Origin of the sequence: Streptomyces sp. NPDC088197 (assembly GCF_044741185.1) — a bacterium.
GTDB lineage: Bacteria > Actinomycetota > Actinomycetes > Streptomycetales > Streptomycetaceae > Actinacidiphila.
Window position 1 is genome coordinate 40,497 of sequence record NZ_JBIUSD010000024.1, and the last position, 16,132, is coordinate 56,628.

Annotated in this window: 14 protein-coding genes; 7 read left to right on the forward strand and 7 right to left on the reverse strand. The window is 73.1% G+C overall.

Annotation, left to right across the window (positions count from 1 at the left end):
• Positions 1-12: 12 nt before the first annotated feature.
• Together ACIOC1_RS33795 and ACIOC1_RS33800 are read right to left on the reverse strand one after the other, a co-directional pair.
• Positions 13-1,035: a DUF6745 domain-containing protein gene (locus ACIOC1_RS33795; RefSeq protein ID WP_401858232.1), complete on the reverse strand. Its 1,023-nt coding sequence runs from the start codon at positions 1,033-1,035 to the stop codon at positions 13-15.
• 91 nt (positions 1,036-1,126) lie between these two features.
• Positions 1,127-1,453 carry a hypothetical protein gene (locus ACIOC1_RS33800; protein WP_355349009.1) on the reverse strand — a complete coding sequence of 109 codons (327 nt, stop codon included), beginning with the start codon at positions 1,451-1,453 and terminating at the stop codon, positions 1,127-1,129.
• 195 nt (positions 1,454-1,648) lie between these two features.
• Between ACIOC1_RS33800 and ACIOC1_RS33805 the strand changes: the two genes are divergently transcribed.
• The 6 genes from ACIOC1_RS33805 to ACIOC1_RS33830 all read left to right on the forward strand — a co-directional run bounded on the left by ACIOC1_RS33805 (position 1,649) and on the right by ACIOC1_RS33830 (position 7,832).
• On the forward strand, positions 1,649-2,611 hold the full coding sequence (locus ACIOC1_RS33805) for an STM4015 family protein (RefSeq protein ID WP_391049875.1): 963 nt from the start codon (positions 1,649-1,651) through the stop codon (positions 2,609-2,611).
• Between the two features lie 130 nt (positions 2,612-2,741).
• A complete protein-coding gene (locus tag ACIOC1_RS33810) occupies positions 2,742-4,058 on the forward strand; it encodes an STM4014 family protein (RefSeq protein ID WP_401858171.1) in 1,317 nt (438 codons plus the stop codon).
• A gap of 40 nt (positions 4,059-4,098) precedes the next feature.
• On the forward strand, positions 4,099-4,905 hold the full coding sequence (locus ACIOC1_RS33815) for an STM4013/SEN3800 family hydrolase (RefSeq protein WP_401858235.1): 807 nt from the start codon (positions 4,099-4,101) through the stop codon (positions 4,903-4,905).
• A gap of 50 nt (positions 4,906-4,955) precedes the next feature.
• Positions 4,956-6,380 carry an STM4012 family radical SAM protein gene (locus ACIOC1_RS33820; protein WP_401858238.1) on the forward strand — a complete coding sequence of 475 codons (1,425 nt, stop codon included), beginning with the start codon at positions 4,956-4,958 and terminating at the stop codon, positions 6,378-6,380.
• A gap of 10 nt (positions 6,381-6,390) precedes the next feature.
• A complete protein-coding gene (locus tag ACIOC1_RS33825; protein WP_401858174.1) occupies positions 6,391-7,293 on the forward strand; it encodes an STM4011 family radical SAM protein in 903 nt (300 codons plus the stop codon).
• An 89-nt stretch (positions 7,294-7,382) separates the two neighbouring features.
• Positions 7,383-7,832: a MarR family transcriptional regulator gene (locus ACIOC1_RS33830; protein ID WP_355349027.1), complete on the forward strand. Its 450-nt coding sequence runs from the start codon at positions 7,383-7,385 to the stop codon at positions 7,830-7,832.
• A gap of 22 nt (positions 7,833-7,854) precedes the next feature.
• Here ACIOC1_RS33830 and ACIOC1_RS33835 read toward each other — a convergent pair whose 3' ends face one another.
• Together ACIOC1_RS33835 and ACIOC1_RS33840 are read right to left on the reverse strand one after the other, a co-directional pair.
• Positions 7,855-9,423 carry a UxaA family hydrolase gene (locus ACIOC1_RS33835; protein ID WP_401858178.1) on the reverse strand — a complete coding sequence of 523 codons (1,569 nt, stop codon included), beginning with the start codon at positions 9,421-9,423 and terminating at the stop codon, positions 7,855-7,857.
• A gap of 382 nt (positions 9,424-9,805) precedes the next feature.
• Entirely contained in the window at positions 9,806-11,917 is a 2,112-nt protein-coding gene (locus ACIOC1_RS33840) for an MFS transporter (protein ID WP_401858180.1), read from the reverse strand.
• A 518-nt stretch (positions 11,918-12,435) separates the two neighbouring features.
• On the opposite strand from ACIOC1_RS33840, the gene ACIOC1_RS33845 reads away from it, so the two are divergent.
• Positions 12,436-13,314 carry an SMP-30/gluconolactonase/LRE family protein gene (locus ACIOC1_RS33845; RefSeq protein WP_401858183.1) on the forward strand — a complete coding sequence of 293 codons (879 nt, stop codon included), beginning with the start codon at positions 12,436-12,438 and terminating at the stop codon, positions 13,312-13,314.
• A gap of 51 nt (positions 13,315-13,365) precedes the next feature.
• Here ACIOC1_RS33845 and ACIOC1_RS33850 read toward each other — a convergent pair whose 3' ends face one another.
• From ACIOC1_RS33850 to ACIOC1_RS33860, 3 genes are all read right to left on the reverse strand, one after another.
• Entirely contained in the window at positions 13,366-14,367 is a 1,002-nt protein-coding gene (locus ACIOC1_RS33850; RefSeq protein ID WP_355349039.1) for a LysR family transcriptional regulator, read from the reverse strand.
• Positions 14,368-14,569: 202 nt separating this feature from the next.
• A complete protein-coding gene (locus ACIOC1_RS33855; protein WP_355349042.1) occupies positions 14,570-15,334 on the reverse strand; it encodes an SDR family oxidoreductase in 765 nt (254 codons plus the stop codon).
• Positions 15,331-16,089, reverse strand: coding sequence for an SDR family oxidoreductase (locus ACIOC1_RS33860; RefSeq protein ID WP_355349045.1), 759 nt, complete (start codon positions 16,087-16,089; stop codon positions 15,331-15,333). Before ACIOC1_RS33860 ends, ACIOC1_RS33855 begins: the two co-directional genes overlap by 4 nt.
• Positions 16,090-16,132: the final 43 nt, after the last annotated feature.

The following is a 16,132-nucleotide window of genomic DNA, read 5'->3' on the forward strand; positions in this document are numbered from 1 at the left end:
CCTGTCCGGCGGTCAGGTCTGGAGCAGCGGCTCGTAGGCGTCGGCGGTCAGGCCGAACGTCCAGGCCACGCCCTCCTTCGCCGTGCTGGTGCCGGGCGGCACCCGCAGCCAGTACGTACGGCTCGTGCCGTCCGGCTCCGGCGTGGAGTTGACGACCTCGACCATCGTCACGTCCTCGTCCCCGGTCAGCGCGATCCGCCAGAGGATGCCGGTCTCGTCCCGGTGCACGGGGACCGCGCCCGACTCGGTCAGATAGCGGTCGTAGCCGTAGTGCTCCAGCATGACGCGGCGAAGCTCCGCGTTCTCCTCGCCGCGTATCCGCTCCGGCGTGAGGGTGCCCAGCTCACGCAGGAACTCGGCGGGGACCGGCATGCCGCGCCAGGCGTGCAGCGCGAAGCCGTCGGGGAAGGCGAGCGCGGGACCGTCGGCCCGGTCGAGGCGGCCCGCCTCGTCGCGGTGCAGCTCGGCGGGGCGCTCGCAGACGATCGCGACCCGCTCGTACGGCCACCACCAGCCCGCCGAGCGGGCGACCGCCGCCAGCCCGTCCAGCGGGGAGCCCTCCCGCGTGTCGAACGCGCACAGCCAGGCCGCCTCGTGCTGACCGAGGACCGCGTCGAGCAGCAGCAGCCGGATCTCCGGCTCCTCCTTCCGCCCCCGCGCCAACTCCTCGACCACACCGGCCCTGATCCGGCCCGCCAGCGCTTGCGTCCCCTCCCACAGCCGCGCCCCGGTCGCGTTCCACCGCTCGCTCCAGCCCGCGGGGCCGAGCGCCGCGTGCAGCCGGGCCCGCTCCGCGGCCCACGGCCGTCCGCGCACCTCGTCCCGCACGCTGTGGCCCTTGCCGCGCGTCCCCTGAAGCGCGGCCTCCGCGCGCAGCATCGCCACGGCCGCGCGCGGCGATCCGGCCCAGCGGACGCGCTCCGGCTCGGCGAGACCCGCGCGCCGGTACGCCAGCCGCACCCCGGCCTCGGCCGCCGCGCGGTCCGCGGATCCGGTGGCCACGGCGGCCTGCCTCCACTGCTCGACGGTCGACATGCCGTCCCCTCCCATGAGTTCTGCTCCCTGCCCTCGACGTGCTGTCCTGCCGTGCCCGCGCGCCCGGACCCCGGGCGCCACCGCGGGACGCTCAGTCGGCGACCACGCGGACCGAGCCCGGTACGTACTCCCGCTGCCGCACCACGCGGTACCAGCCCTTGGGCAGCGATATCGCCGCGTGCTCCTCGTGCACGACCCGTCCGCCGTCCGGCAGATGCAGCAGCATCGGCGCGAACGGGGCCGGCGGGCTGAAGAGCCGTCCCGGTCCCATGACGGCGTGCGCGTGACCCGTCACCTCGCCCAGCGCGAGGACGAGCCGGCCGCGCGCGTCCCGCGGCTCCTGCGGCGCGTCGTCCATGTGCGGCGGCAGCGCCGCCTCCTCGGTCGGCGCGATGAGCACATCACCCTGCCGGTACATCGCTCTCCCTCCGCGCGGCGCTCCGTGCACCGCGTCGACACCGACCGTAGGCCCGGGGTCTGACAACGGCTCAGAGTCGGCCCGGCCGCAGCCGTTGTCAGTGCGGCTTGGTAGAACTTGCTCACACATCGGCCGGTGATCGCCGCGGCCGAATTCGTACGGCCGTCGAATGTCGAACGTCAGGAGCAGGCGGACATGACCATCGGGAACCACATGCGGGAGCTGCACGGCCTGCCCGCCTTCGACTTCCCCGGACCCGACGACAAGGGCACCGACCTGCCGGAAGCGGACGCCGCCGCCTGGCGGATCGGCGTCGACTCCTACGACAGCGAGGAGAAGTGGGAGGACGCCTTCGCCCGGTTCACCCAGGCCGTCGACATCACGCGGGTGCGCGCACTGATCGTCGGTTCCTGGAGCGACGCCTACGAGAGCGGACCGGAACCGCTGATCGCGGCCATCTTGTCCGTGAAGGACCGACTGCCCGCGCTGCGGGCCCTGTTCCTCGGCGACATCGTGGGCGAGGAGTGCGAGATCTCCTGGATCAACCAGGGCGATGTCACCCCGCTGCTCGACGGCTTCCCCGAACTGGAGTCGTTCGGGGTACGCGGCGGACAGGACCTGGCCTTCCCCGCCGTGACGCACGCCCGGCTGCGCTCGCTCACCGTCGAGACCGGCGGCATGCCCGCGCAGGCCGTCCGCGGCATCGCCGCCAGCGACCTGCCCGCGCTGGAACACCTCGACCTGTGGCTCGGCACCTCCGAGTACGGCGGGGACAGCGAGATCACCGACCTGGCGCCCTTCCTCACCGGCGCGCTGCTGCCCAAGCTCCGCTCGCTGGCCCTGCGTAACAGCGAGATGCAGGACGAGATCGCCGCGGCCCTCGCCTCCGCGCCCGTCGTGGCCCGGCTGGAGACCCTCGACCTGTCGATGGGCGTGCTGACCGACGAGGGCGCCACGGCGCTGCTCGCGGGCCAGCCCCTCACCCACCTCAAGACACTCGACCTGCACCACAACTACCTCACCTCGCCCGTCGCCCGGCGCCTGCGGGAAGCCCTCGAACCGTCGGGCGTCCACGTCGAACTGGACCGCGACGACGCCGACGAGGAGGTCGATGACGACGACGAGACCGTGTGGCGTTTCGTCGCCGTCGGCGAGTAGCCGGTCGTTCCGTCAGTCGTCCAGTCGGTCGCCGACCGGGCGATGACCACCGCCGGGCGGCGGACCGTGGACCGGTGACCGTCCATCAGCGCCGGGCACGTGGGCGACCAGGGGAGAGGGGGAAGGTGACGTGAGAGACGAACCGCGCTTCGCGGTCGTCGGCAACCCGGAGAACCGGCGGGTCGGTCTCTTCGCGCGCGCCGCGACCGAGGCCGGGCTGCCCGCGCCCCGCGTCGTGCCCTGGCGCGACGTCCTGCGCGAGGGCGGCGCGACCTTCGCGGCGGACGAGGTCGTACGACTCGACTCGCCCGGTGAGGACGCCGAAGTGGACCGCGCGCTGCGGGACATGGACGACCCCACGCGGGTGGAGGGCAGCGCCCGCTGGTACGCCCGATTCACCGCCGCCGTCCGCACCCTGGACGGCGGCAGGCGGCTGGACGACCCGGACGAACTGGCGGTGCTGTTCGACAAGCGCCGCTGCCACCGGAGGCTGGCCGAGGCCGGGGTGCCCGTACCCGCCTCGCCCACCTCGGGTGCCGCCGCCCCCGCGGTGCGCGGCTGGGCCGACGTACGGGCGCTGATGCGCGAGCACGCCATGCCGCGCGCCTTCGTCAAACTCGCGCACGGATCGTCGGCCTCCGGGGTGCTCGCCGTGGAGACGGCGGGCGGCGGGCGCGTCCAGGCCACCACGTCCGTCGAGTCGGCGGACGGACGCCTGCACAATTCGCTGCGGGTGCGCCGTATCACCCGCGAGACCGAGATCGCCGCGCTGGTCGACGCGCTCGCACCGGACGGCCTGCACATCGAGCGATGGCTGCCCAAGGCGTCGCTGCACGGGCGCGTCGCCGACCTGCGGATCGTGGTCGTCGACGGCCGCGCCACGCACGCCGTGGTGCGCACCAGCCGCTCGCCGCTCACCAACCTCCACCTGGGCGGCGCGCGCGGCGACCTCGGCGCCGCGATCGAGGCCGCGGGCGTCCGGTGGGAGCAGGCGCTGGAGATCTGCGAGCGGGCCGCCGCCTGCTTCCCCGGCACGCTGTGCGTCGGCGTCGACCTGCTCCCCGCGATCGGCTGGCGGCGCTTCGCCGTCGGCGAGGTCAACGCCTTCGGCGACCTGCTGCCGAGGCTCACCGGACTGCCGGGCAGCGGAGCGGAGGGCCTGGACACCTACGCCGCCCAGATCGCCGCCGTACGCGCCCGCGCCGCGTCGCCGACCGGAGTCCGACCGCCGTACGCACCGGTCGCGTACGAACGGAGAGCGTACGAACCGGCCGCGTACGAACGGAGCGCGTACGAACCGGCCGCCGTTGAATCCGCCGCGCCCGTACCGGCGCCGCACGAACAAGCCCCGCCCGAACCGGCACCGCACGGCGCGGCGCGGCACGTACCAGCAGGCCACGAACCGTCGCACCACCAAGCGCCCAGGACCCGACATGCGACCCTCTGACGCGTCCGCGCCCGCCCTCCTGGACGGCGGAGGCCCGGACATGAACGAGGTCGTGGGCCGCGACGACCTCCTCCTGATCACCCTCGACACGCTCCGCCACGACGTCGCGGCCGAGTTGGCCGCGGCCGGCCGCATCCCGCATCTGGCGCGCCATCTGCCGGGCGGGCGCTGGGAGGAGCGGCACGCGCCCGGCAGCTTCACCTACGCCTCGCACCAGGCGATCTTCGCCGGATTCCTGCCGACCCCGGCGGCGCCCGGACCGCACCCCCGGCTGTTCGCCGCGCGCTTCGCCGGGAGCGAGACCACCGAGGCGGGCACGTACGTCTTCGACACGCCCGACCTGGTGTCCGGGCTCGCGGCGGCCGGATACCGCACCGTCTGCATCGGCGGCGTCGGCTTCTTCAACAAGCGCGGCGCGCTGGGCGACGTCCTGCCGGGACTGTTCCAGGAGAGCCACTGGGAGCCGGAGTTCGGCGTCGCCTCGCCCACCTCCTTCGAGGCGCAGGTCGCGCGCGCGGAGCAGGTCGTCGCCGAACTGCCCGCCGACCAGCGGCTGTTCCTCTTCCTCAACGCGTCCGGGCTGCACCAGCCCAACTGGTTCCACACACCGGGCGCCACCCGCGAGGCCGGTGACACCCGCGCCACGCACGCGGCGGCGCTGGAGTACATCGACCGGCACATCGGACGTCTCTTCCACGCCATGGCGGCCCGCCGCCGCTGCTTCGCCATCGTCTGCTCCGACCACGGCACCACCTACGGAGACGACGGCTACACAGGTCACCGCCTCGGCCACGAGGCGGTCTGGACGGTGCCCTACGCCCACTTCTTCCTGGAGCCGTCCTCATGAACGCGCCGATCACCACGACCACACCGATCTCCGTGACGACACCGACCAGCATGACCGCGCCGACCAGCACGACCACACCGACCAGCACGACCACACCGGTCTCCACGGCCACGCCCGCCGACGCGCCGTCCCCCGACCAGCCCGCGCCCCCCGCCGACAGTCCTTACCAGAGCTACGTCTACGCGTATCCGCACAAGACCGCCTACCGCCCGCTGCCCGACCGGCCCGCGCTGAGCGGCCTGTGGCAGGCGGAGCCCAAGGACGCGCTCTCGCTCTATCTGCACATCCCGTTCTGCGAGGTCCGCTGCGGATTCTGCAACCTCTTCACCCGCATCGGCGCGCCCGGCGAGCTGACCACCCGCTATCTCGACGCGCTCGACCGGCAGGCCACCGCCGTCCGGGACGCGCTCGGCGACAGCGAGCCGCTACGGTTCGCCACCGCGGCCTTCGGCGGCGGCACCCCCACCTTCCTGACGGCCGCCGAACTGGAACGGCTCTGCGACATCGCCGAGCGCCGGATGGGCACCGACCTGCGCGCGATCCCGCTCTCCGTCGAGGCGTCGCCCGCGACCGCCACCGCCGACCGGCTCGCCGTCCTCGCCGACCGCGGCGCCACCCGGCTCAGCCTCGGTGTCCAGAGCTTCGTGGACGACGAGGCGAAAGCCGCCGTACGGCCCCAGCGCCGCGCCGACGTCGAAGCCGCGCTCGCCCGCGTCCGCGACGCCGGTATCCCGGTCCTCAACATCGACCTCATCTACGGCATCGACGGCCAGACCCCGGCCAGTTGGCGCACCTCGCTGGAGGCCGCGCTGCGCTGGCGGCCGGAGGAGCTGTACCTCTACCCGCTGTACGTACGGCCGAAGACCGGCCTGGAGAGCCGCACCGCCGTCAGCGACCCGGCCTGGGACGAGCAGCGGCTGCGGCTGTACCGACAGGGCCGCGACCACCTCCTGACGCACGGCTACGAGCAGGTCTCCATGCGGATGTTCCGCCGGGCCGACGCCGCGCCCCAAGGGCCCGACGACCACGCCTGCCAGACCGACGGCATGATCGGCCTCGGCTGCGGCGCCCGCTCCTACACCTCCACGCTGCACTACTCCTTCGACTACGCCGTCGACATGCGCGAGATCCGCGCGATCATCGACGAGTACACCACCACCGACGACTTCACCCGCGCCGCCCACGGCCGCCGGGTCGACGCCGACGAGGCCCGCCGCCGACACCTGCTCCAGTCGCTGCTGCAAGCCGACGGCATGCCCCTGGCCGACTACCGCGACCGCTTCGGCACCGACGCCCACGCCGACTTCGCCGCCGAGATCGACCGCTTCGCGGCCCGCGGCTGGCTCGACGACGAGGCCCCCGCGACCGGCCGCATACGGCTGTCCCCCGAAGGACTCGCCCACTCCGACGCCCTCGGCCCCGAACTGTTCTCACCCCGGGTCCGGGCGGCGATGGCCGCGTACGAGCTGAAGTGAGGACGCCGCCATGGATCTGACGCTGCTCTACCGCGGCCCGCTCGCCTCCTGCGACTACGACTGCCCGTACTGCCCCTTCGCCAAGCGCCGCGACAGCCCCGCGCAACTGCGCGCCGACCGCGCCGCGCTCGCCCGCTTCGCGCACTGGGCGCGAGAGCGGCGGGGCGACCGGCTGTCCGTGCTGTTCACCCCGTGGGGCGAGGGCCTGGTCCGCTCCTGGTACCGGAACACCCTGGCCGAGCTGTCGCACGAGCCGCACATCGACCGGGTCGCCATCCAGACGAATCTGAGCTGCCGCACCGACTGGCTCGCGGACGCCGACCCCGGCACCCTCGCCCTGTGGTGCACCTACCACCCCGGCCAGACCCCGTACGACCGCTTCCTGCGCAAGACGCGCGAAGTGGCCGACCGCGGTGTCCGGTTCAGCGTCGGCGTCGTCGGGCTGCCGGAACACCTCGCGGACGCGGCCCGGCTGCGCGCCGCGCTGCCCGGCCACGTCTACCTGTGGGTGAACGCCGCCGAGGGCCACACCTACACCGACGCGGAAGCCGACGCCTGGACGGCCCTCGACCCGCTCTTCCCCTACAGCCGCCACCCGCACCGCTCGGCCGGCCTGCCCTGCCGCACCGGCGAGTCCGTCCTGTCGGTGGACGGCGACGGCACGGTCCGCCGCTGCCACTTCGTCCGCGCCGAACTGGGCAATCTCTACGACGGCTCCTACCGGGCCGCCCTGGCCCCCCGCCCCTGCCCGCTGGCCGTCTGCGACTGCCACATCGGCTATGTCCACCTGGAGTCGCTGCCGCTCTACGACGTCTTCGCGGGCGGAGTCCTGGAGCGCGTCCCCGCGGACCGCACGGCCACCGCGCCGGAAGCGGGCGCCGCGGGCGGCAGGGCCCTGCTGCCGCTGGTCTGACCCGCCGTCACCCTCGGAGGCCGCGGGGGACGGCGGCGGACCCACGGGGAGAACGGGCAGGTGGGCCGCGCGCCGGATAGTCTTGGGCGGTGGGCAGCGAACCGAGACCGCAGGCCGGAACGGCCGCTGAGCTGATGAAGGCCATGACCCGGCTCCGGGCCCGGCTGCGGGCCGAGTCGGCGACGGACGACATGCGGTGGACCTGGTCGCAGATCACCACGCTGGGGCGCATCGTGGACGAGGGCCCCACCACGGCGAGCGATCTGGCCGCGGCCGAACACGTACGGCGGCAGTCGATGGCCGAGACGCTCGCGGCGCTGCGCGACGGCGGGCTGATCACCTCGGGCAAGGACCCCGCAGACGGCCGCAAGACGCTCCTGCACGCGACGGCCGAGGGCCGGGCGCTGGTCGAGACCATCCCCGCCGTCCGGGAAGCCTGGCTGGAGGCGGCGGTACGCGATCTGCTCCGGGCCGACGAGCGCAGGACGCTGCTGAAGGCGGCCGAGATCATGAACCGCCTGGCGGACAGCGACCGTTGACCCGCCGCCGGGGTCCGGCCTCCTACAGCACGGCCCCCATGCGCCACGGCACGATCTCCTCGGCCCCGAAGCCGAGCGCCTCGGACTTGCTGGGCGCGCCGGAGGCCATGTCCACCAGCGTCTCGAAGAGCCGGGTGCCGTACCGCACGTGCTCGTCGCGGGACATCGCCGGGCCGGCGTCGAAGTCCATGTCGCCGCTCATGTGCTGGTAGAGCCGGCTGGTGGTGCTGATCTTCAGACAGGGCACGGGCCGTGAGCCGAACAGCGAGCCGCGACCGGTGGTGAAGGCCAGCAGATTCGCGCCGCCCGCGACCATGCCGGTGGCCGACACGGGGTCGTATCCGGGCGTGTCCATGAACGTCAGACCGGGCGCGGTGACCGGCTCCGCGTAGCCGACGACTCCGTTGAGCGGGCTGCTCCCGCTCTTGAGTACCGCACCGAGCGACTTCTCCCAGATGGTGGTGATGCCCCCGGCCCTGTTGCCCTTGGAGGGGTTGTTGTCCAGCGCGGCGCCGTGCCGGGTGACGTACCGCTGCCACCACGCGATCAACTCGTCGAGCCGTTCGGCGATCGCGGGCGTGGCGGCGCGGTCGCGCAGCAGGTGCTCGGCGCCGTAGATCTCCGGGGTCTCGCCCAGGACGACCCGCCCGCCCGCGGCGGCCAGCAGATCGGCGGCGACGCCCAGCGTCGGATTGGCCGTCAGCCCCGAATAGGCGTCGCTGCCGCCGCACTGGAGTCCGAGGGTGAGTTCGTGCAGGCCGACCGGCTCGCGGGCCAGCGTCGCCAGGCCGCCGACCATCTCGGCGACGCGGTCGAGGGCGGCGTTCACGGTCGCCGCGGTGCCGCCGAGCGCCTGGATGGTGAGCGTGCGCACGGCCGGATCGTCGCCGAAGACGTTCTCCGGCTGGTTCACCTCGCAGCCGAGACTGACCGTCAGCACACCGGCGATGTTCACATGGCGCGCGTAGCCGCGCAGGGTGCGCCGCAGCAGGTCGTCGCCCTCGGTGCCCTCGGCCATGCCGCAGCCGAGGTCGTGGGTCAGGGCGATGACGCCGTCCAGTCCCGGCGCCCCGGCGTGGCGGTCGTTGGCGGCCTGGGCGATCATCCGGGCCACGGTCGCCGAGCAGTTCACCGTCGGGAGCACGGCCAGGTAATTGCGGGTGGCGGCACGGCCGTCGGCGCGCCGGTAGCCGAGGAAGTGGTCGCGGGTGGCCTCGGCCGGGGGCCGCCAGGCCGGGGGAGCGGGCCGCGGCGCCCCCGCGCGGGCGGTGGCGTCGCCGAGGCCGAGATTGTGGACGTGTACGTGTTCGCCGGGCCGGATGTCGCGGGCGGCGACACCGATGACCTCCCCGTACTTGCGGACCTCGGCGCCCGCGGCGATGGGGGAGACGGCCACCTTGTGGCCCGCGGGGATGTCGTCGGCGGCGGGGACCACACCCCGCGCGACCCGTACGGGCGTGCCCGCCGCCACGTCCGTCCGCACCAGCCCGATGTTGTCGGTGCCGGGCCGTGCGACCAGCGGGACGGCCGGTTCACCGGCCGTCCGCGCGGGCGCCGCCGCGCCGGTGTCCGTTCCGCGCACGTTCGTCATGCGCACACCGGCCGGACGGAGTTCGGAAGGAGACCCGCGCCGGAATCCGGCGGGAGATCCCCGAACACCGAGGGAAAGCTCACCCACTCATCCGCTGTGTGCGCTGATTCAGGGTCCCGTTCCGTGAATCCACCGCGGCGGATTTCCGGCAACTCTTCAATTGCGCACAGGGGACTGGAAAGTGGGATGTCCATACCTCAGGACGATACGTGCGCACCTCGGCGACAGTGAAGCGTGGATGTCGGAACAGCCCTATTCGGAAAGCGGATCGGCCCAGTTCAGAGCCGGGAGGCGGGGCACTGCCCGGACAACACCGCCGACCCGTATCGCATATGGGCCCGATCCGATTTCCGGATACCGACTTCACGTCGGGAGCGGGGGCTCAAGCCTGCTTGCCGAGCGCGGACAGATCGTCGGTGGTGATGACGTCCGCCTGGCTCGGGAACACCCTCTCGGTCAGCACGCGGTGGACCTCCGGATCGGGGTCGCCGGTCGCGTCCTTGAGGACGTAGAGCCGGTAGTCCTCGTCGGCGGCGTGCCGCACGGTCGAGAGCACCACGCCCGAGGTGGAGAGCCCGGCGAGGACGAGGGTGTCGATCTCCTGGCCGAGCAGCGTCGGGTGGAGTCCGGTGGCGGCGGAGAACGCGCCGACCCTGACCTTGCGCACCACGACGTCGCCCTCCCGTACGTCGAGCGCGTCGTGCAGGTCCGCCTCCGGGCTGCCGTCGGCGAGGAATCCGTGCCGGGCGACGGGGGCGAAGGACTTGTTGCGGTCGGGCACGGCGGCGAAGTCCTCCGGTGCGAAGGCGACGCGGACGTGGACGACGCGGATGTCCAGCGAACGTGCCCAGGCCAGGGCCTGTTGGGCGCGGGCGAGCACGGCCTCGCCGTCGGGAACGGCGGCCAGGACCGCGGGCTGGAAGTCCATCAGTAGCAGGGCGGTACGGGAGGCGACGACGGGCTGGGCGGGGGTGGTCATGTCGGTACTTTCTGAGAGACGCGGATCACCTGAGCGGTGCGGTTCAGCGGTGTGGTCGTGTCGGACGGGGGGATCGACCGCCGCCGCGGAGCCCTGTCGGACACCGGCCAGGTGGCGGTCGAAGACGGTCATGAGGAGGACGACGGCGCCGATGGCGACCAGCGACCACGAGATGCGGTGCAGGCCGGTGTCGTCGACGCGGCTGTGGAAGGCGATCCCGGTGATGGCCGCCGAGGCGATCGAGCCGATGTACCCGAAGGTGCGCAGCAGCCCCGAGGCCGTGCCGACGCTCTCGGGCGGGGACTCGCGGTAGAGGACCGTCTGGTTGGCCACGGTGCTCGCCCCCGAGGTGAGGCCGAACAGCGCGGTGACGGCGACGACGGCGGCGACCGGTGTGTGCGCCGTGAGCGGCAGGGCGGCCGCCGCGCCGAGCAGCAGCAGGACCGCGGAGCCGATCAGCACGCCCCGCACCGATGTGCGGCGCGAGGCGATCCGGGCCGTGACGGCCGACAGGGCGCCCATCGGGACGAGGACCAGGCCCGCCTGGTACGCGGACAGCCCGTGCGCGGCCTCCAGCCACTGGGTCAGACCGTAGAGGATCACATAGGTGCCCATCAGCGTCAGCCCGTTGCGCAGATACGTGCGGGTCAGCGCGGGCTTCGAGGCGAGCAGCCGCACATCGAGGAACGGACGGGCGGCCCGCAGTTCCCAGGCGACGAGTGCTCCCGCCAGGACGACCGCGGCCGCCAGCGCGGTCCAGTCCGGCGTGGGCAGCCCGGTCAGGAAGACCAGGAGCGAGGTGAGGGCGCCCGCGAAGCCCGCCATGCCGACGACGTCGATGCGTACGGCCAGCTCGCGGGGTGAGCGGCCCCCGGCGCGGGCGGGGTCCTTGTCGATCCACAGCAGCGCCATCGCGAAGGCGGCACCGGCGGCCGGGACGTTGACCAGGAACGCGGTCTGCCACCCCAGCCCGCCGACGAGCAGCCCGCCCACGGCCGGGCCGATCGCCACGGTGGCCGCACCGGCGACCGCCAGACCGCCGAGGACGTTGCCCGGCGGATCCTGGAGACCGACCGCGGTCGCCCGGCGGCGGATCAGCAGCATCGCGGAGGGGTAGGCGGCGGACGTGCCCGCGCCGATCAGGACGCGGGAGAGCACCAGGACGGGCAGATTCCAGGCGATCGCGCCGATCACGCCCGCGGCGAGCACGATGAGCGTGCCGGTCAGGAACACCCGGCGCGGGCCGAACACCTCCGCCAGCCGTCCGGCCGCGGGCTGCGCTATCGCACTGGTCAGATAGAGGCTCGAAATCAGGATCGCGGTCCGCCCGACCGGTATGTCCAGCGAGGCGGCGATGGGGACCAGAGCCGTCGCGATCATGGAGCTGTTGACCGGATTGAGCGCGGCCCCCGTGTACAGCGGGGTCACGAAGCGCGCGCCGAAGGGCTTTCCCCGCCTGTCGCCGTGCGCCCCGCTGACGAGTACCGGTACGGCACCGCGTGCGATGACCTTCACCGCGTGACTCCTCTCGCTTCCCGCGCCCGCCGGTCCCCTGCCGCCCGCGTTCGGGCGTGGTCCAGGGCGGGTCGCAGCGGCCTCGAATAGGCAGGCTGCCTGTCGAATAGATTAGCAGGTTGCCTGCCTATCTGTGAGGGGTCTCCTTGCAGGGTCCTGCTCGGGGTCCCGTGCGAGGTCCCCGTGCGGGCTCAGGACCTGGCGAGGGCCCTGGTGGCATTCCGAACGGCCGCTGGGCGCGGCGGCCCGCGCCTTCATCAGGGCGGTGCTGCACGCACCCCGGCCGGAGGGGACGAACGCCGTGCCACCGCTGTGAATTGGGCCGTGCGCGACCACGGGAAACGGCCCATTCGCAGCCCGGATCCCCGCCATCCGCTATCCGCCGTTGACAGTGGCCACGGCTGCGGGCGAGGTTGTCCGGCAGGGGCCGCCGCGACTGCCCGGAACAGCACGCAGAAGAGGCATGCGGCCGAAGAACACGCGGGAAAACGTGGACGTCACGCGGAAACGGAGTCGTCATGGGCAGTGTGCGGACCTACACCGATCTGGATGTCGCGGTGCGCAGCGACACCTCCGAGGTGGGGGAGGGCCCTGTCTTCGACCCCAGGACCGGCCGGCTGGTGTGGGTCGACATCTACGGCGGCACGGTCTACGAGGACGACCTGGCCACCGGGCGGCAGACCGTGACGGAGGTCGGTGTCATGGTGGGCGCGGTCGCGCCGCGGGCCCACGACGACGGGTTCGCCGCCGCCGTGGCCGGCGGATTCGGCTTCCTCGTCGACGGCGTGACCACCGTCGTCGACCCGGTCCTGCCGGAGCCGAACCTGCGGATGAACGACGGCAAGGTGGACGCCCGCGGACGGTTCTGGGCGGGCAGCAACGACATGCGGTTCGCCCCCGGCCAGGGACGGCTCCACCGCTGGGACGCAGACGCCCCGAGCGTCGTCGTCGCGGACGGGCTGGTCCTGCCGAACGGACTGGGCTGGAACGCCGACAACACCGTGATGTACCTGGCCGACAGCTACGCCCGACTGCTCTACCGCAGCGCGTTCGACGCCGACTCCGGGGAACTGGGCGGCCTTGAGGTCCTGACGAAGACCGACGGCTCCGGGGTCCCCGACGGCCTGGCGGTCGACGTCGACGGCTGCTTCTGGACAGCCATGCACGGCGGCGCCGAGGTACGGCGCTACGACCCGGCGGGCCGCGTGATCGGACGCGTACCGGTGCCCGTCCCGCAGCCCACGAGCTGTGCCTTCGGCGCCGACGGCAGGCTGTACGTCACCTCGGCCCGCGAGGGCCTGTCCGCCGAGGATCTGGAGCGCTCCCCGCTGTCCGGCTCCGTCTTCGTCGTCGCCACGGACACGCGCGGCGTCCCCGTGGCGGCCTTCCGCGGCTGAGACGGGAAGGCCGCTCCGGGCGCGTACGGCGGCGGCGTCCGGGCGACCGGCTCAGGCCGTCGGCGGAAGGGGCCGTACGCTCGCCGGGAGCGGCGTGCGGCCCTGCGCGTTGAGGAAGGCGCAGACGGCCGCGTTGCTCGAACGCCGGCGGGGCCAGAACAGCGCGACGTCCCGGTGGGCGGTGGGCGACTCGATACGGCGGACGGTGAGACCGTCCGTCGTCGTTGTCTCCACGGCCAGTTGGTTGATGATCCCGATGCCGAACGCCGACCGGACAAGGGCGATGAGCGTGGCGGGATGATCGGTGAGATAGGCGATGTCCGCCTTCGACTCGTACTCCCCGAGCATGTGCCGCAGGTCGTAGCCGCCGCCCTCCTCCTCGGAACCGGCCGGATTGCCGATGAGGGGCCGGGAGAGGATGTCGTCCACGCGGACGGTCGCCTTGGTCGCCAGCGGATCGTTGTCCCGCATGACCGCGACGATGTCCTCCCGCCAGATCGTGCGGTGGCACAGCGTGGGCTCGCGCATCTTCGGCAGCGTCGGCCGGAAGGCGATGTCGACCGTGCCCGTCGCGACGGCCTCCTCCAACGTGGCCGCGGTCCCTTCCCAGAGCTCGACGGTGAGACCGGGATGGTCGGCCTTGAGGACCTGGAGGAGCGTCGGGAGATAGGTGGAGCTGACCGACGGGTAGCTGGCCACGGTGAGGTGAGCGACGATCTGGTCCTGCGTACTGCGGGCGGCGTCGACACCGCGCTGGAGTTCCTGGAGCGCCGCCCGCGCGTGACCGTAGAAGAGGTCACCCGCCTGCGTGGTGCAGACCGGGCGGGCCTTGCGGTCGAAGAGCGTGACCCCCAGGGCGTGTTCCAGCGCCGCTATGTGCGCGCTGACCCGCGACTGCGAAAGGTGCAGAGTATGCGTGGCGGTGCCGAATCCGCCCCGGTCGGCGACCGCGAGGAAGCTGCGCAGCCACGCTGTCTGCAGCGACATCGCGTCGCGGGGAACCGTGGTCCCCTGCTCGGACGGGACGTCGTTGTCACCTGTGGACAGGGTCACTGACGGTTCCTTTCGTGTGCGGCCAAATTACCCGATCGCCCCCCGGGCCACTACGGGCGTGCAGGACATCAATGCCTGATCAGCGCGGTCCGGCCGGGGACCGGGGCTGCCTCTCGCGGACGGCGTCGTCCGCGAGAGGCGGCCCCGGCGGACCCCGGACCGTCACTCCCCGGCGTACGGCCGGTCCCCTTCCGAGGACGGCTCACGCCGCGGTCAGGCCGCCGTCGACGATCAGCGCCGCGCCGTTGATGAAGCGGCCGTCCGGGCCCGCGACGAAGGCGATCGTGGCGGCGATCTCCTCGGGCGAGCCGAGCCGTCCGTCCAGTTGGCGGGCGGCCATCGCCTGCCGGGCCGCGAGCGGATCGGGGGCGTTCGCGACGATCTTGTCGATCCACTCGGTCGCGACGGTGCCGGGGCAGACCGCGACGCACCGGATGCCGTCCTTGGCGTGGTCCACCGCGATGGCCCGGGTCAGCCCGACCAGCCCCGCCTTGGAGGCGCAGTACGCGGCCCGCCGGGCGAGGCCGACCTGGCCCGCGACCGAGGCGACGTTGACGACCACGCCACCGCCGTTGTCGAGCATGAGCGGCAGCATCGCGCGGGTGGTGAGGAAGGGCCCGGTGAGATTGACCGACAGGACGCGGTCCCAGTCCTCGTCGCTGGTCTCCAGCACCGTCGCGGCGAGTCCGGTGCCCGCGACATTCACCAGCAGCGCGGGCGTCCCCAGCGTGACGGCGACTTCCCTGGTGACCGAGCCGACCGCGTCGGGATCGCGCAGGTCGACAGGGAAGGCGCGGCCCGTACCCCCCGCCTTCTCGATCTCCGCGCAGGTCCGCGCCAGGCCGTCGGCGTCGATGTCCAGCACCGCGAGGTCGTATCCCGTGTCCGCCAACCGGAGCGCCGTGGCCCGGCCGATGCCGGACGCCGCCCCGGTGACCACCGCGACCCGCGGCTCCCGGGCGCTCACGAGTACGCCAATCCGGGAAGCGCGCCGTCCATCGCGTACCCTCCGTCGACATCGAGACCGGCTCCGGTGGTGTAGCACGCCTCGTCGGACGCCAGGTAGCAGATGGCCGCCGCGATCCACTCGGGCGGCGCGATGCCCAGCGGCACGCGGGACTCCAGCGCCCGCTCGACGGCGGGTGTGTAGATCGGGTCGCTCATGCCGGTACGCACCGGCCCCGGCCGTACGCAGTTGACCGTGATGCCGTGCGGGGCGAGTTCGGACGCCATGGTCCGCGTCATCGCCTCGAGACCGCCCTTGGTCGCGGTGTACGGCGCGGCGCCCGGTTCGGAGACGACGGCGTGCACCGACGAGACGTTGACGACGCGGCCGGGAGTCTTCGTGTCGACCATCATCCGCGCCACCGCCTGGGCGAGGAAGAACGGCGCCGTCAGGTTCACCGCGAGGACGCGGTCCCAGTCGGCGCGGCTCACGTCGAGGAAGGGCGCGATGCGCAGGATGCCCGCCACATTGGCGAGCACGTCGACGCGCCCGAAGCGCGACCGCAGGGTGTCGGTCAGGACGTCGGCGGCGTCCGCCGCCGCGACATCGAGGGTGAGCGTGCTCAGCCGGTCGCGGTCGGGCTCGGGCCACGGTGCGTCATGGCGGAGGTCGACCGCGAGCACCTGGGCGCCTTCGGCCAGCAGCCGTACGGCGGTGGCCCGGCCGATGCCGGAGTTGGCGCCGGTGACCACCGCGACTTTGTGGGTGAATCTCATTGATCGCCTGCTTCTTCGTCCATGGGTCGAGTTGTTGAGTGAG

Excerpts from the sequence above, each read along its gene's own strand:
- ACIOC1_RS33795 (WP_401858232.1), bottom strand. The coding sequence starts at position 1,035 with ATGTCGACCGTCGAGCAGTGGAGGCAGGCCGCCGTGGCCACCGGATCC.
- ACIOC1_RS33800 (WP_355349009.1), bottom strand. The coding sequence starts at position 1,453 with ATGTACCGGCAGGGTGATGTGCTCATCGCGCCGACCGAGGAGGCGGCG.
- ACIOC1_RS33805 (WP_391049875.1), top strand. The coding sequence starts at position 1,649 with ATGACCATCGGGAACCACATGCGGGAGCTGCACGGCCTGCCCGCCTTC.
- ACIOC1_RS33815 (WP_401858235.1), top strand. The coding sequence starts at position 4,099 with ATGAACGAGGTCGTGGGCCGCGACGACCTCCTCCTGATCACCCTCGAC.
- ACIOC1_RS33820 (WP_401858238.1), top strand. The coding sequence starts at position 4,956 with ATGACCGCGCCGACCAGCACGACCACACCGACCAGCACGACCACACCG.
- ACIOC1_RS33825 (WP_401858174.1), top strand. The coding sequence starts at position 6,391 with ATGGATCTGACGCTGCTCTACCGCGGCCCGCTCGCCTCCTGCGACTAC.
- ACIOC1_RS33835 (WP_401858178.1), bottom strand. The coding sequence starts at position 9,423 with ATGACGAACGTGCGCGGAACGGACACCGGCGCGGCGGCGCCCGCGCGG.
- ACIOC1_RS33845 (WP_401858183.1), top strand. The coding sequence starts at position 12,436 with ATGGGCAGTGTGCGGACCTACACCGATCTGGATGTCGCGGTGCGCAGC.
- ACIOC1_RS33860 (WP_355349045.1), bottom strand. The coding sequence starts at position 16,089 with ATGAGATTCACCCACAAAGTCGCGGTGGTCACCGGCGCCAACTCCGGC.